At 64.5% G+C, this 23,977-nt stretch carries 20 protein-coding genes and 1 pseudogene; 6 read left to right on the top strand and 15 right to left on the bottom strand.

Features of this window, described 5'->3' with window-relative positions:
- Positions 1–106 precede the first annotated feature (106 nt).
- The 8 genes from moaA to CCOS864_RS11280 form a co-directional block, all read right to left on the bottom strand.
- The gene (gene moaA / locus CCOS864_RS11315; protein ID WP_115086382.1) at positions 107–1,099 is read right to left on the bottom strand and encodes a GTP 3',8-cyclase MoaA; all 993 of its coding nucleotides are present in this window, start codon (positions 1,097–1,099) and stop codon (positions 107–109) included.
- A 10-nt stretch (positions 1,100–1,109) separates the two neighbouring features.
- Positions 1,110–2,027 (bottom strand): peptidylprolyl isomerase, encoded by a 918-nt coding sequence (locus tag CCOS864_RS11310; RefSeq protein ID WP_115086381.1) that lies wholly within the window; start codon positions 2,025–2,027, stop codon positions 1,110–1,112.
- A 10-nt stretch (positions 2,028–2,037) separates the two neighbouring features.
- On the bottom strand, positions 2,038–2,718 hold the full coding sequence (narI, locus tag CCOS864_RS11305; protein ID WP_115086380.1) for a respiratory nitrate reductase subunit gamma: 681 nt from the start codon (positions 2,716–2,718) through the stop codon (positions 2,038–2,040).
- Complete coding sequence (gene narJ / locus CCOS864_RS11300) at positions 2,711–3,466, bottom strand: nitrate reductase molybdenum cofactor assembly chaperone (RefSeq protein ID WP_115086379.1); 756 nt, start codon at positions 3,464–3,466, stop codon at positions 2,711–2,713. The genes narI and narJ overlap by 8 nt, the downstream gene beginning before the upstream one ends.
- Positions 3,467–3,468: 2 nt before the next feature.
- A complete protein-coding gene (narH, locus tag CCOS864_RS11295; RefSeq protein WP_038995541.1) occupies positions 3,469–5,007 on the bottom strand; it encodes a nitrate reductase subunit beta in 1,539 nt (512 codons plus the stop codon).
- A gap of 11 nt (positions 5,008–5,018) precedes the next feature.
- The gene (locus CCOS864_RS11290; RefSeq protein ID WP_115086378.1) at positions 5,019–8,786 is read right to left on the bottom strand and encodes a nitrate reductase subunit alpha; all 3,768 of its coding nucleotides are present in this window, start codon (positions 8,784–8,786) and stop codon (positions 5,019–5,021) included.
- Positions 8,787–8,859: 73 nt separating this feature from the next.
- Entirely contained in the window at positions 8,860–10,257 is a 1,398-nt protein-coding gene (locus CCOS864_RS11285) for a NarK family nitrate/nitrite MFS transporter (protein ID WP_115086377.1), read from the bottom strand.
- A complete protein-coding gene (locus CCOS864_RS11280; protein WP_115086376.1) occupies positions 10,244–11,539 on the bottom strand; it encodes an MFS transporter in 1,296 nt (431 codons plus the stop codon). Before CCOS864_RS11280 ends, CCOS864_RS11285 begins: the two co-directional genes overlap by 14 nt.
- A gap of 316 nt (positions 11,540–11,855) precedes the next feature.
- Here CCOS864_RS11280 and CCOS864_RS11275 point away from each other — a divergent pair, with 316 nt between their 5' ends.
- From CCOS864_RS11275 to CCOS864_RS11265, 3 genes are all read left to right on the top strand, one after another.
- Positions 11,856–13,658, top strand: coding sequence for a HAMP domain-containing protein (locus CCOS864_RS11275; protein ID WP_115086375.1), 1,803 nt, complete (start codon positions 11,856–11,858; stop codon positions 13,656–13,658).
- Positions 13,655–14,302: a two-component system response regulator NarL gene (gene narL, locus CCOS864_RS11270; protein WP_115086374.1), complete on the top strand. Its 648-nt coding sequence runs from the start codon at positions 13,655–13,657 to the stop codon at positions 14,300–14,302. The genes CCOS864_RS11275 and narL overlap by 4 nt, the downstream gene beginning before the upstream one ends.
- A gap of 95 nt (positions 14,303–14,397) precedes the next feature.
- Positions 14,398–15,075 carry a Crp/Fnr family transcriptional regulator gene (locus tag CCOS864_RS11265; protein WP_115086373.1) on the top strand — a complete coding sequence of 226 codons (678 nt, stop codon included), beginning with the start codon at positions 14,398–14,400 and terminating at the stop codon, positions 15,073–15,075.
- 22 nt (positions 15,076–15,097) lie between these two features.
- On the opposite strand, the gene ubiT is transcribed toward CCOS864_RS11265, so the two are convergent.
- The 7 genes from ubiT to norR form a co-directional block, all read right to left on the bottom strand.
- A complete protein-coding gene (ubiT, locus tag CCOS864_RS11260; RefSeq protein WP_115086372.1) occupies positions 15,098–15,568 on the bottom strand; it encodes a ubiquinone anaerobic biosynthesis accessory factor UbiT in 471 nt (156 codons plus the stop codon).
- Positions 15,562–16,452, bottom strand: coding sequence for a U32 family peptidase (locus tag CCOS864_RS11255; RefSeq protein WP_115086371.1), 891 nt, complete (start codon positions 16,450–16,452; stop codon positions 15,562–15,564). Before CCOS864_RS11255 ends, ubiT begins: the two co-directional genes overlap by 7 nt.
- Before the next feature lie 10 nt (positions 16,453–16,462).
- Complete coding sequence (ubiU, locus tag CCOS864_RS11250) at positions 16,463–17,458, bottom strand: ubiquinone anaerobic biosynthesis protein UbiU (RefSeq protein WP_115086370.1); 996 nt, start codon at positions 17,456–17,458, stop codon at positions 16,463–16,465.
- Between the two features lie 133 nt (positions 17,459–17,591).
- Positions 17,592–18,827 carry a molybdopterin molybdotransferase MoeA gene (locus CCOS864_RS11245; protein WP_115086369.1) on the bottom strand — a complete coding sequence of 412 codons (1,236 nt, stop codon included), beginning with the start codon at positions 18,825–18,827 and terminating at the stop codon, positions 17,592–17,594.
- The gene (gene moaB, locus CCOS864_RS11240) at positions 18,824–19,378 is read right to left on the bottom strand and encodes a molybdenum cofactor biosynthesis protein B (RefSeq protein WP_115086368.1); all 555 of its coding nucleotides are present in this window, start codon (positions 19,376–19,378) and stop codon (positions 18,824–18,826) included. Before moaB ends, CCOS864_RS11245 begins: the two co-directional genes overlap by 4 nt.
- A gap of 90 nt (positions 19,379–19,468) precedes the next feature.
- Positions 19,469–20,116 (bottom strand): pyridoxamine 5'-phosphate oxidase, encoded by a 648-nt coding sequence (gene pdxH, locus CCOS864_RS11235; protein ID WP_115086367.1) that lies wholly within the window; start codon positions 20,114–20,116, stop codon positions 19,469–19,471.
- Between the two features lie 81 nt (positions 20,117–20,197).
- On the bottom strand, positions 20,198–21,718 hold the full coding sequence (gene norR, locus CCOS864_RS11230; RefSeq protein WP_115087095.1) for a nitric oxide reductase transcriptional regulator NorR: 1,521 nt from the start codon (positions 21,716–21,718) through the stop codon (positions 20,198–20,200).
- Positions 21,719–21,898: 180 nt separating this feature from the next.
- Here norR and CCOS864_RS11225 point away from each other — a divergent pair.
- From CCOS864_RS11225 to CCOS864_RS28225, 3 genes and pseudogenes are all read left to right on the top strand, one after another.
- Positions 21,899–22,333: pseudogene (locus CCOS864_RS11225) on the top strand (hemerythrin domain-containing protein); the annotation flags it as partial.
- 733 nt (positions 22,334–23,066) lie between these two features.
- Positions 23,067–23,426 carry a transposase gene (locus CCOS864_RS11220; protein WP_010226374.1) on the top strand — a complete coding sequence of 120 codons (360 nt, stop codon included), beginning with the start codon at positions 23,067–23,069 and terminating at the stop codon, positions 23,424–23,426.
- Positions 23,423–23,977, top strand: a 555-nt coding sequence (locus CCOS864_RS28225) for an IS3 family transposase (protein ID WP_167458880.1), incomplete at its 3' end; no start/stop codon positions are given. The genes CCOS864_RS11220 and CCOS864_RS28225, both read left to right, overlap by 4 nt.

The following is a 23,977-nucleotide window of genomic DNA, read 5'->3' as shown; positions in this document are numbered from 1 at the left end:
CCGGGCTGCTGCGCAGCCATCGCTGGCAAGCCAGCTCCCACAAAGTTCAGTGTATACAGTCCCTGTGGGAGCTGGCTTGCCAGCGATGAGGCCAGAACCGCCACCCTCACCCGCCGCTCATGTTCATGAACCGCAAGATCTGCACCTCCCCCTGCGCACTGAAATCATGGCGCAACGGCTTGCGCCGCAACGCCTGTTGCAGGGCGTTGATGATCGGCTGGTCATCCAGCGGATAGCGGCGCAACAAGCCACGCAAATCCAGCGAATCCTCCTGCCCCAGGCACAGCAACAAGCGCCCTTCCACGGTCATCCGCACCCGATTGCAGCTGGCGCAGAAGTTGTGACTGTTGGGCGAGATAAAGCCGATACGCGTATCGGGATGCCGGGCCAGACGCATGTAGCGCGCCGGCCCACCGCTGTTTTCGGCGCTGTCGAGCAGGGCATGCCGGCTGGCAATCAGCGCCCGCACCTCATCACTGGAACAGAACGACTCGCCGCGCGAACGGCCGACTTCGCCCAAGGGCATCTCCTCGATGAAGGTGATGTCGATGCGCTGCTCGATGGCGTACTGCAGCAAAGGCAGCACTTCATCGAAGTTGCGCCCTTTCATCACCACGCAGTTGAGTTTGATGCCCTCGAACCCGGCATCACGCGCCGCCTCGATGCCGCACAGCACCTGGTCGAGGTCGCCATTGCGGGTAATCGCCCGGAAGCGCTCGCCGTCCAGGCTATCGAGGCTGATGTTCATGCGCTTGACCCCGGCGTCTACCAGCGGCCGGGCCAGGCGCTGCAGTTGCGAGCCGTTGCTGGTCATCACCAGTTCACGCAGGCCCGGCAAGGCGGCAATGTGACGGCACAGTTCGACGATGCCCGGACGAATCAGCGGCTCGCCACCGGTCAGGCGGATCTTGCGCACGCCCTGGCCAACGAACAGCGTGGCCAGGCGTTGCAATTCCTCCAGGGTCAGCACCTGCTGGCGTGGCAGGAAGGTCATGTGCTTGGCCATGCAGTACACACAGCGAAAATCACAGCGATCGGTCACCGACATGCGCAAGTAATCGATCTGCCGCCCGAAGCCGTCCTGCATCACAGTGCTCATCACCTTCCCCTTATTGCACCAGCGGTGAATCGGCGCCCTGCAAGCGGATGCCGCGAATATCGGCGGCACCGATCAGGGTTTGCAGGTACTGCACCAGGGCCTTTTGCCACACGCCCTGCTGCAACTGGGTGCGAATCGCCGTGGCCACCGCCTCATAAGGCAAGGCCTGGCCTTCGATACGCAGGTCGACACTGACCAGGTGCCAGCCGTAGCGGCTTTCCAGCGGCTTGCCGGCCAGCCCCGGGGCCAGGGTGAACAGCTGGCGCTCCAGCTCCGGCACGGTCTGGCCTTTGCTGATCTGCCCCAGCTCACCGCCCTGGGCCTTCGACGGGCAGGCCGAATACTTCTGCGCAAGCTCGGCGAACTGCTCGGGAAACTGCATCAGGCGCTCATGGAGGATCTCGGCCTGTGCCAGCGCCAGGCTGCGCGCTTCGGCATCATCCGGCGCACACTCCAGCAGGATGTGCCGCACCGCCAGCAGCGGCGCGCTGTGAAAGCGCGCGCGGTTGCTGTGGTAGTAGCGTTGGCAGGTGGCCTCGTCACACACCGGTACCTGCACTTCGCGCTCCAGCAGCAAGCGGGTGGCCGCCTCCTCCTGGTTCTCGCCGGCGCCGACCTGCAATTGCAGCCCCAGCTCGGCAATCCGCTGCTGCATCAGCTCGCGGATCACCAACGCGCGGGCGGCCATGTACACCGCCTCTTCGCGATCCGCTGCCGGGTGGTATTGCAGCTCCTGGGCCAACGCCTCGGGGCTGAGGGATACACCGTTGACGCTGATGATCGGCCATTCCTGTTCACTGCTGGCGATCAGTTGCGCCGGCGGCTCGAGCTCCACCGCCAGGGCACTTGGCGCGGTTTCAAGGACCGTCGAAGACGCGCAACCACCGCCACCGCCGTTACCGCCACCACATCCACATCCGCTAGTCATGGCAACCTCCTCAGGCTTTCTGCCGAACGATTTGATAGCGCCGCCCCAGGTACCACACCGGCGCGCTGACGATGTGCACCAGGCGGGTGAAGGGGAACAGCACGAACAGGGTCAGGCCCAGCAGCACGTGCAGCTTGTACACCAGGCTGACCGGGGCAATCGCTGCCGCCGCTTCAACCGGGCGCAGCAGCACGGTGTTCTGCGCCCAGTCGGCGAGCATCACCATCACCGAGCCGTCCATATGGCCGGTGGAGGCGACGATGGTCAGCAAGCCGAGCACCAGTTGCGCCAGCAATACCAGCAAAATCAGGATGTCCGAGGTGCTGGAGGTGGCGCGTACCCGCGGCTCGGTCAGGCGCCGGTGCAGCAGCATGATCAGGCCGATCAGGCACAGCAGGCCGAAGAAGCCCCCGGAGACCATTGCCAGCAGCTGCTTGTGCTCGGTGCTGATCACGTGGTGATAGACCGACGCCGGGGTCAGCAGGCCGACAAAATGCCCGGCCAGGACGAACAGCACGCCGATGTGAAAGAAGTTGCTCGCCACGCGCATGCCGCGCTTGTCGAGCATCTGGCTGGAGCCGGCCTTCCAGCTGTACTGCGACAGGTCGAATCGCGCCCAGCTGCCAAGCAAGCAAATCGCCAGCGCCACATAGGGATACACCCCGAACAACAACAGGTTCCACTTAGACATTGCTCACCTCCCCGGCCGGCGCGCTGGCCTGGCCCTGATGCTGAAAATCGACCCAGTGCAGCGGTACCGCGCTCTCTTCCCGGGCCTTGCCCGGCGCGCTTGGCATTGAGCTGCAGCGCTCCTGCTGCTCAGCCTTGAGAAAGTCCACCGCCTCCTCTTCCCAGATCTTGTCCAGGGCTTCGAGGGAGTCATCGCGTTGCTCGGCGGCCACCTGTTCGCGCAGGTCGGCCACCGCCTGGTGCGGCTCGGCGCCGGCAATCTGCAGCAGCGCACGGAAGCAACTGGCGTAGGCGCTCTCGCGCTCCTCCAGGCGTGCGGCAAGCAGCGCCAGCAGGTGCGCGACATCGGCGAGGCCCTCGCGGGCCTCGAGGTCTTCGCGGGTCGAGAGGTATTCCAGGTACAGCGGGATGTAGTCCGGCAGCTCCTTGACGTCGATGGCAAAGCCCGCGTCTTCGTACTGGGCGAGCATGTCGACCATGGCCTGGCCGCGGTCGCGGGACTCGCCATGCACATGCTCGAACAGCAACAGCGACAACGAACGGCCACGGCCGAACAGCGCGCCGTAGTGTTCCTGGCCATCCATCAGGTCGTTGTTGCAGATCAGCTCCAGCAGCTCGAACAGGGCGCCGCGCTGGCGCGGGCTGATTTCCCGCGCCTGGATGATCGCCTGCTCCAGCTCGTCGCGGCCGGCAACCAGGGTTTCGCTCGGGTAATCGAGCAGCAGCGAAATCACTTTAAGGATGCGCATGCTCATTCCTCCCACAGCTGTACGGTTTTGAGGATGTCGCGGCGGTTGGCCTTCTTCGCCCCGAACATGTTGGTGTCGGAGCTGCCGCTGCAGCCGCTGCCGAAGCTGAAGCCACAACCGGAGCGCTCGGCGAAGGCGTCGCTCATGGCCTCTTCGCGGTGGGCACTCGGTACGACATAACGGTCTTCGTAGTTGGCGATGGCCAGGTAGCGGTACATCTCCTCGACCTGGTTCACGCTCAAGCCGACGTCGCTGAGCACCTTGAGGTCCTGGACGCCTTCGACCTGCTCGGCACGCTTGTAGGCGCGCATGGCCAGCAGGCGCTTGAGGGCGCGCTTCACCGGTTTTTCGTCGCCGGCGGTCAGCAGGTTGGCCAGGTAGCGCAGCGGAATGCGCAGGCTGTCGACATCCGGGATCACCCCGTTCATGCCCACGGTGCCAGCGGCCGCAGCGTTCTGGATCGGCGACAGCGGCGGCACGTACCAGACCATCGGCAAGGTGCGGTATTCCGGGTGCAGCGGCAGTGCCAGCTTCCAGTCGACGGCCATCTTGTACACCGGCGAGCGTTGCGCGGCGTCGATCACCGACTGCGGTACGCCGTCCTCCAGGGCCTGGCGGATCACCGCCGGGTCGTTGGGGTCGAGGAAGATCTCCAGCTGCTTCTCGTACAAGTCGTGCTCGTTGGCGGTGCTCGCCACTTCCGCGATGCGGTCGGCGTCATACAGCAGCACACCGAGGTAGCGGATACGGCCCACGCAGGTTTCGGCACACACGGTGGGCATGCCGGCCTCGATGCGCGGGTAGCAGAAGATGCACTTCTCGGACTTGCCGCTCTTCCAGTTGAAGTAGATCTTCTTGTACGGGCAGCCACTGATGCACATGCGCCAGCCGCGGCATTTTTCCTGGTCGATGAGGACGATACCGTCCTCTTCGCGCTTGTAGATCGCCCCGCTCGGGCAGGACGCCGCGCACGCCGGGTTCAGGCAGTGCTCGCACAAGCGCGGCAGGTACATCATGAAGGTGTTTTCGTACTCACCGTAAATGTCGGCCTGGATCTGGTCGAAGTTCTTGTCCTTGCGCCGCTTGGCGAACTCGGTGCCGAGGATCTCTTCCCAGTTCGGGCCCCACTCGATCTTCTCCATGCGCTTGCCGGACACCACCGAGCGCGGCCGCGCCGTCGGCTGGTGCTCGCCCAGGGGCGCGGTGTGCAGGTGCTGGTAGTCGAAGTCGAACGGCTCGTAATAGTCATCCAGGCTCGGCAGGTCGGGGTTGGCGAAGATGTTCGCCAGCACCCGGAACTTGCCGCCGATGCGCGGGTTGATCGAGCCGTTGGCGTTGCGCACCCAGCCGCCCTTCCACTTGTCCTGGTTTTCCCACTCTTTCGGGTAGCCGACCCCGGGCTTGGATTCAACGTTGTTGAACCAGGCGTACTCCATGCCTTCACGGCTGGTCCAGACGTTCTTGCAGGTGATCGAACAAGTGTGGCAACCGATGCATTTGTCCAGGTTCAGGACCATGCCAATTTGTGAACGGATCTTCATGACAGCACTCCTTATTCCATCTCGGTCGGCAGCGGACCTGGCAGCTCATCGCCGCGCGAACCGTCGAGCCAGTCGACCTTGGCCATCTTGCGCACCACGACGAATTCGTCGCGGTTGCAGCCGACCGTGCCGTAATAGTTGAAGCCATAGGCCTGTTGGGCATAACCGCCGATCATGTGGGTCGGCTTGAGCACCACGCGGGTGACCGAGTTGTGGTGGCCGCCGCGGGTCTTGGTGGTCTCCGCGCCCGGCACGTTCACGATCCGTTCCTGGGCGTGGTACATCATCACCATGCCCTCCTTGACCCGCTGGCTGACCACCGCCCGCGCGGTCAGCGCGCCGTTGGCGTTGAAGCACTCGATCCAGTCGTTGTCCTCGATGCCGGCCTTCTTCGCGTCGATTTCCGAGAGCCAGACGATCGGCCCGCCACGGCTGAGGGTGAGCATCAGCAGGTTGTCGCTGTAGGTGCTGTGGATGCCCCACTTCTGGTGCGGGGTGATCCAGTTGAGAACGATCTCGGTCTCGCCGTTGCTGCGCTTGCCTTTCACCCCGGCGATGGTGCGGGTGTTGACCGGTGGCCGGTAGCTCATCAACTGCTCGCCGAACGCCTGCATCCACGGGTGATCCTGGTAGAACTGCTGGCGGCCGGTGATGGTCCGCCACGGGATGTTCTCGTGAACGTTGGTGTAGCCGGCGTTGTAGCTGACATGATCATCCTCGAGCCCCGACCAGGTCGGGCTGGAGATGATCTTGCGCGGCTGCGCCTGGATATCGCGAAAGCGGATCGCTTCGTGGGCCTTGGACAGCGCCAGGTGGCTGTGGTCGATGCCGGTGAACTGCGACAGTGCCGCCCAGGCCTTGACTGCGACATGGCCGTTGGTTTCCGGCGCCAGCGAGAGGATCACCTCGGCGGCGTCGATGGCGGTGTCGATTTTCGGCCGGCCCTGGCTGATGCCCGCCTCGACTTCGCGGTAGTTCAGCTCACCGAGGAATTTCACTTCCTCATCGGTGTTCCAGTTGATGCCCTTGCCGCCGTTGCCGAGTTTTTCCAGCAGCGGGCCCAGCGAGGTGAACTGCTTGTAGATGTTCGGGTAATCACGCTCGACCACCTGCAGGTTCGGCGCGTTCTTGCCCGGCTGCGGGGCGACACCGGCGGTTTTCCAGTCGGTGCCGCCAAACGGCTGGGCCAGTTCGCCGACGCTGTCATGCATCAGCGGCACGGTGACCAGGTCCTGCTCGATGCCCAGGTGCCCTTCGGCCATGGCCGAGAAGGCCTTGGCGATGCCCTTGTAGATCTCCCAGTCCGAACGCGATTCCCAGGCCGGATCAATTGCTGCCGACAGCGGGTGGATGAACGGGTGCATGTCCGAAGTGTTCATGTCGTCCTTCTCGTACCAGGTTGCGGTCGGCAGGACGATGTCGGAGTACACGCAGGTCGAAGACATGCGGAAATCCAGGGTGGTGACCAGGTCGAGCTTGCCGATGGCGCCCTCGTCGACCCATTCGGCCTCTTGCGGCTTGCAGTCGCCGACCTGGCCGATGTCTTCGTTCATCACGCCGTTGCGGGTGCCCAGCAGGTACTTGAGCATGTACTCGTGGCCCTTGCCCGACGAGCCCAGCAGGTTGGAACGCCAGATGAACATGTTGCGCGGGAAGTTGACCGGGTTGTCCGGCTGCTCGCAGGCAAAGCGCAGGCTGCCTTCGTGCAGGCCCTTGACCACGTAGTCCTTGGGCGCCATGCCGGCAGCGGCGGCGTCGCGGCAGATGTGCAGCGGGTTGGTGTTGAGCTGCGGCGCGCTGGGCAGCCAGCCGGCGCGTTCGGCGCGGATGTTGTAGTCCAGGGCGTGTTCGGGGAACTCGCGCTTGTCGGCCAGCGGCGAGAGCACGTCGTGCATGCTCATCTTCTCGTGGCGCCATTGCGAGCTGTGGGCGTAGAAGAAGCTGGTGCCGTTCATCTGCCGTGGCGGCCGGCTCCAGTCCAGGCCGAAGGCCAGGGGCAGCCAGCCGCACTGCGGGCGCAGTTTCTCCTGGCCGACGTAGTGGGCCCAGCCGCCACCGGTCTGGCCGACACAACCGCAGAGCATGAGCATGTTGATCAGCCCGCGGTAGTTCATGTCCATGTGGTACCAGTGGTTCATCGCCGCGCCGACGATGATCATCGAGCGGCCACGGGTCTTGTCGGCGTTGTCGGCGAACTCGCGGGCGATCTGGATGGCTTTCTCGCGGCTGACGCCGGTGATCTGCTCCTGCCAGGCCGGCGTGCCGGGCACGCTGGCGTCATCGTAGTCGCGGGCCACGTTGGCGCCGCCCAGGCCACGGTCGATGGCCAGGTTGGCCGCCGACAGGTCGAACACCGTGGCCACCTTGGCCTGGCTGCCGTCGGCCAGGGTCAGGCTGCGCACCGGTACGCGGCGGTACTGCACGGCGTCACCGGCGACATGCTGGAAGTGCTCGTGGCTTTCGCCGGCAAAGTACGGGAAGGCCACTTCGGCAACATCGCCACCCATCAGGCTCAGGGTCAGGTCGATCTCGCGGCCTTCGCCACCCTCACGGGCCAGGATGTTCCACTTGCCCTGCTCGCCCCAGCGGTAGCCGATCGAGCCCTGGGGCGAGACCAGCTCGCCGTCGGCATTGACGGCGATGGTTTTCCATTCCGGGTTGTTGTCCTGGCCAAGGTTGTCGGCCAGGTCAGAGGCACGCAGGAAGCGGTCCGGCTGATAACCGTTGCCCGGCGCGGTACCGAGCATCGGCTTGAGCAGCACCAGTACCGGCAGGTCGGTGTAGCGCTTGGCGTAATCGGTGAAATAGGCGCTTGGCTGGTCCAGGTGAAACTCTTTGAAGATCACATGGTTGAAGGCCTGGGCCAGGGCGGCGTCGGTGCCCTGCTTGGGGTTGAGCCAGAGGTCGGTGAGCTTGGCCACTTCCGAATAGTCGGGGGTGATGGCCACGGTCTTGGTGCCCTTGTAGCGCACCTCGGTGAAAAAATGCGCGTCGGGGGTACGGGTCTGCGGAACGTTCGAGCCCCAGGCGATGATGTAGTTGGAGTTGTACCAGTCGGCCGACTCCGGCACGTCGGTCTGCTCGCCCCAGACCATTGGCGAGGCCGGCGGCAGGTCGCAGTACCAGTCGTAGAAGCTCAGGCAGGTGCCGCCCAGCAGCGACAGGTAACGGGCACCGGCGGCGTAGCTGACCATCGACATCGCCGGGATCGGCGAGAAGCCCACCACCCGGTCGGGGCCGTACTGCTTGATGGTGTAGACGTTGGCGGCAGCGATGATCTCGGTGACTTCATCCCAGCTGGAGCGAATGAAGCCGCCCATGCCGCGCTTGCTCTTGTAGCTGTCGGCCTTGGCCTTGTTCTCGACAATGCTCGCCCAGGCTTCGACCGGCGCCAGGCTCTGGCGCGCCTCGCGCCACAGCTTGAGCAGCGGCTTGCGGATCTTCGGGTACTTCAGGCGGTTGGCGCTGTAGATGTACCAGCTGTAGCTGGCACCCCGCGGGCAGCCGCGCGGCTCGTGGTTGGGCAGGTCGTTGCGGGTACGCGGGTAGTCGGTCTGCTGGGTTTCCCAGGTAATCAGGCCGTTCTTCACGTAGATCTTCCACGAGCAGGAGCCGGTGCAGTTGACCCCGTGGGTGGAGCGCACGATCTTGTCGTACTGCCAGCGCGAACGGTAGACGTTCTCCCAGTCGCGCGACTCTTTGCGGGTCTCGCCATGACCGTCGGCAAACTCGCCTTGCTTGCGATTGAAGAACCGCAGTTGATCCAGTAGATGACTCATGGTGCTTTCCTCTCAGGCTTGCTGCTGCGGGGTTCTGTGCCCCGCCCGTGCAAGGTGTGAATTCGGGGTTCTGTCAGCAGGGCGTCGCGGCGCCTTTGCGCGCGTACCACCACCAGGTCACGACGATGCAGCTCAGGTAAAAACCGACGAACATGTAGAAGGCCATCTGCGGGCTACCGGTCAGGGCCATGGAAGTGCCGAAGGTCTTGGGAATGAAGAACGCGCCGAAGGCACCCATGGCCGAACTGAAGCCGAGTACCGCGGCCGATTCCTTGCCGGCGTTTTTCAGCGCCTGTTCGCGGGCGGCGGCGCCTTTGCCGCTGGCAGCCTGTTCGTGCAGGGTGCGGAAGATCACCGGGATCATGCGGAAGGTCGAACCGTTGCCGATGCCGGTGGTGATGAACAGCAGCATGAACATGCCGAGGAAGCCGTAGAAGTTGCCGCTCTCGCCCTGCTGGGGGATGAACGCCAGCACGCCGAAGACCATGACGATCATCAGCACGAAGTTCCACAGGGTCACCCGTGCGCCGCCGAGCTTGTCCGCCAGCCAGCCACCCAGCGGCCGTACCAGGGCGCCGACCAGCGGGCCGAGGAAGGCGAACGTCAGGGCGTTGACCTGCGGGAAGGCGGTCTTGATCAGCAGCGGAAAGGCGGCCGAGAAGCCGATGAACGAGCCGAAGGTGGCCAGGTACAACCAGCACATCAGCCAGTTGTGCTTGCGCTTGAAGATCACCGCCTGCTCGCTGAACGAGGCCTTGGCGCTGGACAGGTCATTCATGCCGAACCAGGCCAGCAAGGTGACGATGATGATGAACGGCACCCAGATGAAACCGGCGTTCTGCAGCCACAGCTGACCGCCATCGGCCAGCACCTGCGGCTGGCCACCGAGCACGCCGAACAGGCCGAAGGTAATCACCAGCGGTACGCAGAACTGCATGACCGAGACGCCGAGGTTACCCAGGCCGGCATTCAGGCCCAGGGCCGTGCCCTGCTGCGACTTGGGGTAGAAGAAACTGATGTTGGACATGCTCGAGGCGAAGTTGCCGCCGCCAAAGCCGCACAGCAGCGCAATCATCACGAACACGCTGTAGGGCGTGCTCGGGTCTTGCACGGCAAAGCCCATCCACAGCGATGGCGCCAGCAGCGAGGCGGTGCTCAGGGCGGTCCAGCGCCGACCGCCGAAGATCGGCACCATGAACGAATAGAACACCCGGAAGGTCGCCCCCGAGAGCCCCGGCAAGGCCGCCAGCCAGAACAGCTGGTCGGTGCTGAAAGTAAAGCCGATGGCGTTCAGGCGCACGATCACCGTGCTCCACACCATCCACACGGCAAAGGCCAGCAGCAGTGCGGGAATCGAGATCCACAGGTTGCGGGTGGCGGTCTTCTTGCCGCTACGGCCCCAGAACGCGGGATCTTCCGGGCGCCAGTCGTGAATCACCGGGCCTTTGTCAGGCGTGTTAAGAACCGACATGGTCTTCTCCTTGGGCAATGCTGGAAAACGGGGAGGCGGCCGCTGGAGGCTGTTTGCCCAGCAGCGGGCGCTTGCGGATTTCGCTGAAGTACATCCAGGTGAGCGACACCCAGACCACGCCGTACATCAACATGAAGCAGGAGGAACGCACGCCGGTGAGGTCGACCAGCGCGCCGAACAGGATCGGCAGGATGAAGCCGCCCAGGCCACCGGCCAGGCCGACGATGCCGGACACTGCGCCCATGTTCTGCGGGTAGTCGTTGGCGATGTACTTGAACACCGAGGCCTTGCCGAAGGCGAAGGCGATGCCCATGACGAACAGCAGCACGGTAAACAGCGCCGGGTTCAGGCCAATGTGAAAGTCCAGCGGGCCGTTGATGGTCTGCACCTGCAGCTGGGTTTGCGGGTACGACAGCAGGAACAGGCAGATCCAGCTCACCCACAGCACCCACCAGGTCACGCTCTGCGCGCCCCAGCGGTCCGACATCCAGCCGCCGACCGCGCGCAGCACGCCGCCCGGCAACGAGAAGCAGGCGGCCAGCAGCGCTGCGCTTTGCAGGCTGAAGCCATATTCCTGGACGTAGTACTTGGTCATCCACAGCGCCAGGGCCACGTAGCCGCCGAAGACGATCGAGTAGTACTGGCAGTAGCGCCACACCGCAGGTTCGGCCAGGGCCTTGAGCTGTTCGCTCAGGCTCGCGCCGCTGGCACTGCGATGGGCCTTGTTTTCGGCGCTGAGAAACCAGAACAGCACGGCGGTGATGAACAGGATGGCGCTGAACACTTTCGGTACCAACTGCCAGCTGCCGGCGGCAATCAGCGCCGGGGCGAGGAACTTGGTCACCGCCGCCCCGGCGTTGCCGGCGCCGAAGATGCCCATGGCCAGGCCCTGGTTGTCTTGTTCGAACCACTTGGCAACGTAGGCAATGCCCACCGAGAACGAGCCGCCGGCAAGGCCGACGAACAAGCCCAGCACCAGGAACTGCCAGTAAGCCGTGGCGTGGCTGATCAGGTACAGCGGCAGCACGCAGGCCAGCATCAGCAGGAAGAACACGCTGCGCCCGCCGAAGCGGTCGGTGAGCATGCCCAGCGGCAGGCGCACCAGCGAGCCGGTCAGCACCGGGGTGGCGGCCAGCAGGCCGAACTGGGTTTCGTTGAGCTGGAGCAGGTCCTTGATCGGTACGCCTAGCACGGCAAACATCATCCAGACCATGAAGCAGACGGTGAAGGCCAGCGTACTCATGCCCAGCACCAGGCCTTGGCGTATTCGCGGTTGAGTCATCTCGGGTCTCCAGTCAGGTAGCCATGGCCCGCAGACTAGAGAGGCAAACCCCGATAAAACTTGACGCCGATCAAAGAAGCCCTGGCGCTCATAGGCCTATGCTTGCACTGCCTACCTCCAACGAGGTAGAGCCGAAAAACCTCTAAACCCTTTGTTTATCAGGGTGTTGTCAGTTTTCCACCTGGTTTGGCGGTAAAACTGGCAGTTGCAAACTCTTTAGAGGTAGAGCGCCAGGGACAGGCTGCGAAACGATCAGCTGCAACACCTTGGAGTGCTCCATGTGCCGTTTTCCCCTTTTTGCCCCCGGCTGCCGTCCATGATCGGCTGGCTGCGCAGTTCGCTGCCCGCGCGCGCAGGCCTGGCGGTGATCCTGATCGCCGTGCTGGCCCTGGCCAGTTCGCTCAGCGCCGGGTTGATCGCCTGGTTCAGCCAGGGCGATGCGGCGGCGATCAACACCGCCGGTTCCGTGCGCATGGAGACCTACCACCTGAGCTGGAAGCTGGCCGCCGGGGCCGAACCCGTCGAGCTCGAGCGCATCCGCGACAGCCTGCAGCAGCGGCTCAACAGCCCGGCACTGGAAGCGGTGCTCGAAGACGGCAAGAACCTCGAGCTGCAGGCCAGTTACCAGCAATTGCAGGACTACTGGCAGCAAACCTTGCTGCCCGCCTTGCAGCGTGGCGACGCCGCCGGCTTTCAGGCCAGCACCCTGCCCTTCGTCAACCAGCTCAACCAGTTCGTCAGCCTGCTGCAACGCCAGAGCGAACATAAACAGGGCTGGCAGCAAGTGATCCAGGGTGCGGCGCTGTTCACCACCATGATCGTCCTGCTGTTCGGCCTGTATGAATTGCAATACAACGTGATCACGCCGTTGAAGGAACTGGTGGATGCCACCCAGCGCTTTCGCCGCGGCGAGTTCCAGGCACGGGTCAATCACCAGTCCGAAGACGAGCTCGGCGAGCTGGCCACCAGCTTCAACGCCATGGCCGAAACCATCGAACAATCCCACCGCACCCTGGAAACCCAGGTGCAGCATAAAACCCTCAACCTGCAGCAGGCCAACGCCGCCCTGGAGCTGCTGTACCAAAGCAGCCGCAGCCTGGCCACGCGGCTGGCCAACGCCGAGGGCCTCGATGAGCTGATCCGCCGCTTCCAGCAGCGCTTGCCGGGCCTGCGCCTGTCGCTGTGCCTGCAAGGCCAGTTGCAGGCCCCGGCCCAGCAACTGCTGGCCCTGCATGGCGCCGACAGCCGCAAGATCTGCGCCAGCAGCGATTGCGCCAGTTGCCAACGGCACCAGCGCACCAACCGCCACACCTTCAGCATCAGCAACCAGGGCAGCACCCTAGGCGAGCTGAAGGCGCACTTTATCGACGGCCACGAGCCGCAAGCCTGGGAGACCGAACTGATCCAGGCCCTGGCCAACCTGATCGGCACCTCGCTGTCGCTCAAACGCCAGCGCGAACAGGACCACCGCCTGGTGCTGCTCGAAGAGCGCGCAATCATCGCCCGCGAGCTGCACGACTCCCTGGCCCAGGCGCTGTCGTACATGAAGCTGCAAGTCAGCCGCATGCAAACGCTGATGCGCCGTGGCGAGCCGGTGGCGACCCTGGAGAACGTCACCGCCGAGCTGCGCGAAGGCTTGAACAACGCTTACCGCCAGTTGCGCGAACTGCTCACCACCTTTCGCCTGCAGATCCACGATGCCGGGCTGGTGCAGGAGCTCAAGGACACCGCCGAGGAGTTCTCCCGCCGGGGCGAATTCCAGGTGCACCTGCATGTCGACAGCCTGGCCTTCGAACTGTCGGCCAGCGAGCAGATCCACATCCTGCAGATCACCCGCGAGGCGCTGTCCAACTGCCTGCGCCACGCCCACGCGCAGAACGCCTGGCTGCAGTTGCGCCAGCATGGCGAGAACGTCTGCCTGTCGATCGAGGACGATGGCCGCGGCTTCAGCGGTACCCATGACCTGCGCGAACACCACGGCCTGAACATCATGGACGAACGCGCCCGCAGCCTGCGCGGCCAGTTGCAGATTGTTGGCCGGGAGCCGCAAGGCACCCGGGTCCAGATGGAATTTCGCCCGGAGTTTCTCGGGCACCTGACAGAAGGTAACCCTGTATGACCCCCTCCCCGCGCTACCGGATATTACTGGTCGACGACCACCCGATGATGCGCCGCGGCATTCGCCAGATGCTCGAACTGGAAGACGACTTCGAAATCGTCGGCGAAGCCAGCCACGGCGAAGAAGCCCTGGCCCTGATCCCGACACTGCAACCGGACCTGGTCCTGCTCGATAACAACATGCCGCAGATGAACGGCATCGAAACCCTGCGCCACCTGCGCAGCCAGGGCTTTGCCGGCAAGGTGCTGCTGTTCACCGTGTCCGATGCCGAAGACGACATTCGCGATGCCCTGCGCCTGGACGCCGACGGCTACCTGCTCAAGGACATGGAACCGGAGCTGCTGATCCAGTACATCCGCGACGCCATGAACGGCGCCCTGGTGATCAGCCCCGGCCTGACCCGCGTCATGGCCCAGGCCCTGCGCTCACCACCGCGCCAGCCGGAAGTAGAACTGACCGAACGCGAGCGCCAGGTACTGAAAACCATCGCCAGCGGCTACAGCAACAAGGTCATCGGGCACAAGCTGGGCATCACCGAAGGTACGGTCAAGGTGCATGTGAAGAACCTGCTGCACAAGCTCGGCCTGCGCTCGCGGGTGGAAGCGGCGGTGTGGGCCATGGAGCACCTGCGCCAAAGCGCCTGAGCCCCCTTTGCCGACTGCCCCTTTGGAGGTAGACCGGCAGAGGCATAGGCCGCCGGCGCCGCGGGTTTTACCATAGGCGCCAGCGGAGGTACGCCATGCTGACCCACCCTTCTACCGTTCTGGTTTTACGTCGCCACCACCTGTTCAGCCAACTGCCGGACAAAGTCTTCGAAGCTGTCTGCGGCCTGGCCATGCTCCGGCGCCTGAGCTGTCATGACACGCTCATGCACCAGGGCGATCCGGCCAAGCGTTTTTTCCTGCTGGTCAGTGGCCAGATCAAGCTGTACCGGCTCAGTGCCGAGGGCCAGGAGCACCTGGTGGAGATCATCCAGCCGGGCCAGACCTTTGCCGAAGCGCTGCTGTTCAGCCAGGCGCGCAGCTACCCGGTGACGGCCACGGCGCTCAAGGACTGCGTGCTGATCAGCATCGACGGCGGCCATTACCGTAATGCCCTGGAAGACCAGCCGCAGGTGTGCCTGGCCATTCTGGCGAGCATGAGCATCCACCTGCACCAGCGCCTCAAGGACATCGACACGCTGACCTCGGCCAGTGCCAGCCGGCGGGTGATCAACTTCCTGCTGCAGGAATGCGACCCGGACAGTGGCCGGGTCGAGCTGCAGGTGTCCAAGCGCCTGGTGGCCTCCAAACTGGGCATCCAGCCGGAGACCTTTTCGCGCACCCTGCATCGCCTGGTGGAGCGCGGCCTGATCGCCATGGAGCGGCGCAGCATCCATATCCTCGCCGCCGATGAGCTGGCCGACTACTCGGGATAGCCCGGGGTAGCCGGCCCTGCCCTCAACAGGCCGCCAGGCCCTTGCCGGCCCGCTCCAGGTTGCGCCACAACCACACCGGCAACACCTCGGGGTCGAGGCTGTCGATCAGGTTCTTCAGGGTCAGGCCCAGCTCGGTGTCGCCCTCGATCACCAGGCGGCGGCGGAAGAACAGCGTGTCCGGGTCTTCCTGACGGCTGGCCAGCAAGAGGAACTCGCGCCAGTTGCCGCGAATGGTCACGTCGGCCTTGGCCCGCTCGGCGATCTGCAGGCCATCGCGGTTGCGGGTCAGGTACCAGGCCAGGTCCAGGTCGGGGATGCGCAGGCACAACCAGCGCCCACGCAGCAGGTCGAACTCGCCGTCGCGCAAAGGCTCGGCCAGGCAGCGGTTGAGCGCCTGCTGCAGGGCCACCCGCTGGATCACGAACGGCACCCGGCGGATCAGCGGCAGGACCCGGTCGGCACCTTTCAACAGCCATTGCGTGCGGTTCAGCACAGGCCCACCTCCTCGACCCGCAACATGCCCGCCTGGCCGTGCCAGTAGCCGTTGCAACCCTCGACAAACAACGGCGGCGCCTCGCCCTGGCGCACCCGGGCAAAAGCCTCAACCACCTCGACCATGCCCTGGGCCCGCGGGCTCAGGCGCAACAGGTCGGCGCCGCAGGCTTCAAGGCCCGGATAGTCGGCCAGCAGGTTGGTGACCTCGGCCGACATGGTCTGGATGCCGTTCAGGGTGAACAGCGCCTGGCCTTCCTGGCTGCTCAGGGCCAGGCCGTCGGGGTAATTGATGCAGCAGAACTGGCAATCGTCCTTGGGCCGGTTTTCTGCCCGCGCGGTAAAGCAGCGCGCCGAGTAAGCCAGCGGCAGATGCCCATAGGCAAAGACTTCCACCTGCGGCAGTTCACAGCCCAGCTCGGCGGCCTGGTCGAGCACCGCGCGGATCAGCGCCGCCGAACACTCCACCGGCGGCACCCAGCGGATCATCCCGCACTCGAGCAGCTTGGCCAGGGCGTGGCCGTTGTACAGGTTGAGCGCCGGCCCGGCCACAAATGGCAGCTTGCGCTCGGCCAGGTACTGCACCGCGCCCATGTCGTTGGCTTCCACCAGCAGTTCGCCGTTGTCGCACAAACGGCGCAGGCTGGAGAGCTCGGACGCGGCCTCGATCAAGGTCAGGCCCGACAGCACGATCTGCGCCGGGCTACAGGCCTGCAGCTCGCGGCCCAGGCCAAGCCAGTGGTCGAGGTTCATCGCCCGGCGCTTCGAACACACGGTTTCACCCAGATAAATCACATCCAAGGGCAAGGCCGACATTTCGCTGTAGAAACGCCCCAATTGTTCCTTGTCCCAGTAATACAGGACGGGTCCCAGGCTGAGCTTCATGTCCAGTCCCTCATTGCCATGATCGATGGTAAGCACCCAGGGTGGTCTGGCTGCCTTCGGACAAACCGGCCAGCACCTGGCGCCACTGGTCCTTGACCGTGAAGCGTTGCGGCGCCAGGCGATGGGCGTCGAGCGCGGCGCGCCAGACCTGGGTGACCTGTTCGACATAGGCCGGGCTGCGCTGGCGGCCCTCGATCTTCACCGCCTCGACGCCCATGGCGGCGAGCTCCGGCAGCAGGTCGAGGGTGTCGAGGCTGGTGGGCTCTTCCAGGGCGTGGAAGCGCTTGCCATCGACCATAAAACGGCCCTTGCACAGGGTCGGGTAACCGGCGGGTTCATCTGCTTGATAGCGGTCGATCAGCACTTCGCTCAGGCGCGCACTCAAACCCTCGGCGTCTTCGCTCCAGCGCACGGCCTTGGCCGGCGAGCAGACGCCGCACAGGTTCGGCGACTCGCCGGTGATGTACGACGACAAATGGCAACGCCCTTCGGCCATGATGCACAGGCTGCCGAAGGCGAAGACCTCGATGGGCACCGTGCTGTTGGCCGCCACCTGGCGCACCTGGGCCAGCGACAGCACCCGCGGCAACACGGCGCGGCGGATGTTGTAGTGCTGGACGTAGAACGCCAGGGCGCTGGCATTGGTGGCCGAGCCTTGCACCGAGAGGTGCAGGCTCAACTGCGGGTGGCGCTGGGCCGCGTAGCCAAGCACGCCGGGGTCAGCGGCGATCAACGCGTCGACGCCATGGTCGGCGGCGCGGTCCACCGCCCGCTGCCAACGCTCCCAGCCCTGGGGTTGCGGATAGGTATTGACCGCGACATAGAGCTTGCGTTGGTGTTGGCGGATATGGGCAACAGCCGCGTCGAACTGCTTGTCGTCCATGTTCAGGCCGGCGAAATGCCGGGCGTTGGTGTCATCGCGAAAGCCGACGTAGACCGCATCGGCGCCTTGGCGCACCGCGGCTTTGAGCGCAGGCAGGTTGCCTGCCGGGCAGACCAGTTGCATGGGTTTTCCTCATCAAAGAAACCTATCTCCACTGGCCAGCACGGTAAACATTCGCGCAGGCCCGGAGCACTGGAAAAAGCGCTGCCAGTCTAGCCAGCGCACCCAGTAGAGCCTTGACGGCAATCAAGGTCGCTCACTGCATCAGCTCGGCAAATGACAGGAACTGCACGCTGTCGTGCTTGTGCAGCTGTTGCTCGCACTCCACCACCGCCAGGCCATCGGCCCAGCAGGCGGCGCTGAGCATCGCCGAGCTTTGCTGCGGGTGCAGTTGCACGCTGGACTGGCCGTTGGCCTCGGGCAGCAAGCGCGCCCGCAGGTACTGGCGGCGCTTGTTGCGTTGCAGCCAGTCGAAGCCCGCCGGCAGCGCCACGGGCCGTGGCAGCACATCGCGCACGCCCTGGGCGCGCAGCAAGAATGGCCGTACCACCACCAGCGCAGTGATCAGTGCCGATGCCGGGTTGCCCGGCATGCCGATCCACGGCCGGCCCGCCACCTCGCCAAAGGCCAGGGGCTTGCCCGGCTGGATCGCCAGGCGCCAGAAGTCGACACTGCCCAGGTCCTGGATGGCCTGCTTGAGGTGGTCTTCCTCACCCACCGAAACACCACCGGAGGTCAGCAGCAAGTCGCACTCGGCCGCAGCCAGGTTCAGCGCGTGCTTGCTGGCCGCCAGTTCGTCGGCCATCACCCCGTAGTCATGCACCTCCACGCCCCAGCCGTGCAACAAGGCCGTCAGGCAATAGCGGTTGCTGTTGTAGATCTGCCCCGGGGCCAGGGGTTGGCCGGGTTCGCGCAGCTCGTCGCCGCTGCTCAGCAGGCCGATGCGCAAGGGCCGATGAACCTCGACCCAGGCGACGCCCGAGGCCGCCAGCAGGCCCAGTTCCTGGGCGCGCAGGCGCTTGCCGGCTTGCAGCAACAGATGGCCCTCGCGCACCTCCTCGCCGGCCTTGCGCACGTGATCGCCAAGGCTCGCGGCCGGCAGCCAGACCTGCTCGCCTTCCACCCGGCACAGCTCCTGGGGGGCGACAGTGTCGGCGCCAGGCGGCAAGGGTGCACCGGTGAAGATCCGCACCGCCTGCCCCGCCTGCAACGCGGTGCTGGCCTGCTGGCCGGCGGCGATGCGCCCGGCCAGGTTCAGGCAGCCGCCAGCAGCTGGCAGGTCGGCCGCCCTGAAGGCAAAACCGTCCATGGCGCTGTTGTCCCAGCCCGGCAGGCTGCGCGGGGCATGGATATCAACCGCCAGCACCCGGCCCAGGGCTTTGTCCAGCAACACCATCTGTGCGGCGGGCGGCGGTGGCGCCTGTTCGAGCAAATGGCGGATGGCCTGGTCGACCGGGATCAGCTTGCCGCTGTCGCATACCCGGCCGCTCATGGCCGCGCTCCACAGGCCTCGATGACCTGCTCGGCCTGGGCCTTGAGGTGCGGGGCGAAATTGCACGGGCCGGTGCGGCTGTCGAGCTGGCTATGCAGGATCTGCGTCCAGGCGGTGCGGCAGGCGCCGGGCGACCCCGGCACGCAGCACACCAGCACGCCATTGCTCATGCCCGCCAACGCACGGGACTGCAGGCTGGACATGCCGATTTCGGCCAGCGAGACCTGGCGGAACAACTCGCCAAAGCCTTCGACGTGTTTGTCGAGCAATGGCAGTACCGCTTGCGGGGTGTTGTCGCGGGCGGTAAAGCCGGTGCCGCCGGTGGTCAGCACTACCTGCACTTTAGGGTCGGCGATCCAGCGCGAAAGCGTGGCGCGGATCTGGTAGATATCGTCCTTGACCAGGTCGCGCTCGACCAGCACATGCCCAGCCGCCTGCAGCAGATCGATGAGGGTCTGCCCGGAGCTGTCGGTGTCGAAGGTGCGCGTGTCGCTGATGGTCAGCACGGCGATGTTCAGGGGTTCAAACGTGCGTTGCGCCAGATGGGCCATGGCCTGGGCTTCCCGTGAAATGTGGATGGGCCCAAGCCTGAACCTAAAGCCTGGGCGAACCTATTCCTCCTTGGAGGTATCTCTTCGGGTTCAGGGTGCCAGGCGCTGGCGCGCCCATTGCCCGCCCCGGCTGCGGTAGTCGAGACGGTCATGCAGGCGGTCGGCACGGCCCTGCCAGAACTCCATGCGTTCAGGCGTCAGGCAATAGCCGCCCCAGTGTTCGGGGCGCTGCAGCGGTTGCTCGACGAAGCGGCGAATGGTCTGCGCCAGCAAGGCCTGCAGTTCGCCGCGGTCGGCCAGCGGCCGGCTTTGCGGCGAAGCCCAGGCACCCAGGCGGCTGGCTTCGGGGCGCGAATCGAAGTAGGCATCGCTGAGCTGCGGATCAAGCCGCGTCACCGGCCCTTCAATGCGTACCTGGCGCTCCAGCCCTGGCCAGAAGAAGGTCATCGCCGCATAGGGGTTGGCTGCCAGCTCCTGGCCCTTGGCACTTTGGTAATTGCCAAAAAAGGTAAAGCCCCCCTCGTCAAAGCCTTTGAGCAACAGCACCCGACAGTGCGGCCGGCCCTCGCGGTCGACGGTGGCCAGGTGCATGCTGTTGGCCTCCACCGGCTCGCGCTCGGTTTCGCGCGCCTGCTGCAACCACTGCGCGAACAGGGCCAGCGGGTCGAGCGGCGCTTCAGCTTCCTGCAGGCCACCGAGGGTGTAGTTGCGACGCATCTGGGCAAGGGACAGCGGCATGGCGGTGATCTCCTGTGAAGTTGTGCGCAGTCTGTAAGCACCACCGTGCCCGCACCTTGATCACCATCAACGCTAACGGCGTTACTTGAGGCGCAAACGCCTGGCCAGTTTGTGCAGGTTGCTCGGGTCGACCGCCAGCAAGCGCGCGGCGCTGGCCCAGTTGTCGCCGCTCAGGCGCAGGGCCTGGACAATGGCCTGGCGCTGGCAGGCGTCGACGGCATCGTTCAGGGATGCAAACGGCAGACCGGGCTCTGCCTGTGGGTCCGGCTGCGGCGTCACTGTCGGCGCGCTGTCCAGGTCAAGCACCTGCGGTTCCAGGGTGATGATCAGGTTGCGGCTGCCCTCACGGCTCAGTTGCTTGAGCGCGGCGCGACTGATCACATGCTCGAGTTCGCGCACATTACCCGGCCAGTGGTAGGCCAGCAGCGCCCGCTCGGCCGCTGCCGACAGGCGTAAACCACGCAAGCCCAGGCGGGTACGGTTGAGCTCGAGAAACTGCCCGGCAATCATCAACACATCGTTGCCACGCTCGCGCAGCGGCGGGATCGGCAACGGGTACACCGACAGGCGATGGTACAGGTCGGCACGAAACAGGCCGTCGCGAATGCTGTCCGGCAAGTGCCGGTTGGTGGCGGCGATGATGCGCACATCCACGTGCAGCGGCTTGTCGGCGCCCAGGCGCTGGATCTCGCCGTTCTGCAGGGTGCGCAACAGCTTGGCCTGAACGCTCAGCGGCAGCTCGCCGACTTCATCGAGAAACAGCGTGCCGCCATTGGCTGCATCGAAGCGCCCGGCGCGGTCGCTGCTGGCGCCGGAGAATGCGCCTTTGACATGGCCGAACAACTCGCTCTCGGCCAGGGACTCGGGCAAGGCCGCGCAGTTGACCTGGATCAGCGGCTTGTGGCTGCGCCGCGACAAGCGATGCAGACGACGGGCGAACAGCTCCTTGCCGACCCCGGTCTCGCCCAGCAGCAATACCGGCAACTCGGCGTCGGCCAGTACTTCAATCTCGCTGAGCAACTGCTGCAGCACGGCGCTGTGGCCTAGGATCTCACCCTCTTCAACGGGCCTGCGCAGGTCCTGGGGTTCGCTGCGCGACAGGCGCAGGCTGCGGTTTTCCTGCTCCAGACGCGTGACCCGCAGGGCGGCTTCGATCTGCAGGGTGCAGCGCTTGAGCTCATCGCGGGCATCGCTGTCGAAGGTTCCGGGCTGCAGCGCATCGAGGGTGATCGCGCCCCAGACCTGCCCCTCCACATAGAGGCTGACGCCCATGCAGTCGTGGACTGCCAGGGGTTCGTGCAGTGCCGTGTCGAGCAGGCCATCGTAGGGGTCCGGCAGGCGGCTGTCGGGCTCGAACCAGGTCGGCTCGCGCGAGGCCATGATGGCTGCCAGGCGCGGATGCTGGGCGATCACGAAGCGCCTGCCGAGGGCTTCGTGGACCAGGCCGACGCAGGCCTGCGGGCGCAGGCTGTCGCCCTCCAGACGCAACAGGCCGACGGCGCCGCAGTTGAAGTATTCGCGCAGCGTCTGTACCAGACGTTGCAAGCGCACAGCATTGGGCAGCTCGACGATCAGGTCGGCGGCCAGGCTTTCACGCAGCATGGTAGTCATCACCCTCTGTGGTTATCGCTACCCTGAGGTATTCGGGTACATTTCACCACAACCGCAGTAATGGCCCTTGATTTCGGGCAATTAAAGCTGGCATGGGCGATGCAATCACCCTGGGGATCCTTTGCAACCAGAGCAGGAACCCTGATGAACCCGACACTGTCCCCGAGCGAACTGATCGCCCACATCCTCTCGCGCTACCACGACCGCCACCGCCAGCAACTGCCGGAACTGATCCGCCTGGCCCGGCGTGTGGAGCAGGTCCACGGCGGCCACGACCAGTGCCCCAACGGCCTGGCCGATCACCTGCAGGACATGCAGCAGGAACTTGAAGGGCACATGCTCAAGGAAGAACAGGTGCTGTTCCCTTTACTGCAACGAGGCATGGGTCGCCAGGCTTCGGCGCCGATCCAGGTGATGCGCCTGGAGCATGACCAGCATGGCGAGGCGCTGGAGCGTTTGAGCTTGCTGACCGACGACATCAGCGCGCCGGAAGGTGCCTGCAACACATGGCGTACCCTGTACCGTGGGCTGGCGGAATTTCGCGAGGATTTGCTGCAGCATATTCATCTGGAGAACGATGTGCTGTTCGTCAGCGCACTGGCTTGATGGCTGGCCTTTGTGGGAGCTGGCCTTTAATCCAGACGCCACCTGATGTGCTGGCTGTACCGGCCTCATCGCGGGTCTAGCCCGCTCCTACAATGGATCTGTGTACGCCGGACTTGTGGGAGCTGGCCTTGCCAGCGATCGAGCGCGAAGCGGTCGTAATCCAGACGCCACCTGATGTACTGGCTGTACTGGCCTCATCGCCGGCAAGCCAGCTCCCACAGTGGATCTGTGTACGCCGGACTTGTGGGAGCTGGTCTTGCCAGCGATCGAGCGCGCAGAGGTCGTAATCCAGACAACACTTGATGTGCTGGCTGTACTGGCCTCATCGCCGGCAAGCCAGCTCCCACAGTGGATCTGTGTACGCCGGACTTGTGGGAGCTGGCCTTGCCAGCGATCAAGCGCGCAGCGGTCGTAATCCAGACGCCACCTGATGTACTGGCTGTACTGGCCTCATCGCCGGCAAGCCAGCTCCCACAGTGGATCTGTGTACGCCGGACTTGTGGGAGCTGGCCTTGCCAGCGATCGAGCGCGCAGCGGTCGTAATCCAGACAACACCTGATGTGCTGGCTGTACCGGCCTCATCGCCGGCAAGCCAGCTCCCACAGTGGATCTGTGTACGCCGGACTTGTGGGAGCTGGTCTTGCCAGCGATCGAGCGCGCAGAGGTCGCAATCCAGACGCCACCTGATGTACTGGCTGTACTGGCCTCATCGCCGGCAAGCTGAACTGGCCTAATGATTTTGGACACCTTCGTCGGGCGCTATTATGGCGCCCAATTGGAGGCAAAATCAGTGCGAAAATCTTACTCGAACGAATTCAAAATCAAAGCTGCCGAGATGGTGCTGGACGATGGTGAGTCAGTCCCTGATGTCTGCGAGAGCCTTGGCCTAGGGCGGACCGCGCTTCGTCGCTGGGTCGAGCAACTGCGCCAGGAACGAGAAGGTCAAACACCAGTCGGCGCCAAGGCCATCACTCCAGAGCAGCAGCGAATCCAGGAGCTGGAAGCGCTAGTCCGGCAAAAGGACCGGGATATCGAAATCCTAAAAAAGGCCAGTGCTCTCCTGCTTCGGGACTCCAAGGATCGTTCTCGTTGATCAACGAACTGAGTGAGCAATTTGGTGTTTTCGACTGCTGTCGCGTCCTTGGAGTTCGGCGCAGCAGTTTCTACGCATGGCGAAAACGCCAGGGACGAAAGGATCCGGTCAGAGAGGATCTGCGTTCAACGATGGCCAGCCTTTTCAAGGCCTCTCGTAGCTCTGCTGGGTCGCGAACGCTGGTTCGGGAATTGCGTCGTGCTGGCCATAAAGCCGGGCGATACAAGGTACGTATGCTGATGAAGGAAGCCGGTCTGCAATGCAAGCAACGCAGGCCGCATCGTTACCGATCATCGGGCACAGAAGCATTGATCGCGAGTAACCAGCTCAAGCGAAACTTCAACGTCTCGACGGTCAACCAGGTGTGGTGCGGCGATGTCACCTACATCCAGGTAGGCAAGCGTTGGCTGTACTTGGCGGCTGTGATCGACTTGTATGCTCGCCGAGTGGTGGGCTGGGCTTTCTCAATGATCGCCGATGCCCGGCTTGCCTGCGAGGCGCTACGAATGGCGGCCGAATCTAGAGGTAGACCGGCTGGAGTGATGTTCCAC

Source organism: Pseudomonas wadenswilerensis, from assembly GCF_900497695.1.
GTDB lineage: Bacteria > Pseudomonadota > Gammaproteobacteria > Pseudomonadales > Pseudomonadaceae > Aquipseudomonas > Aquipseudomonas wadenswilerensis.
This window is presented reverse-complemented; position numbering and strand designations above follow the sequence as displayed.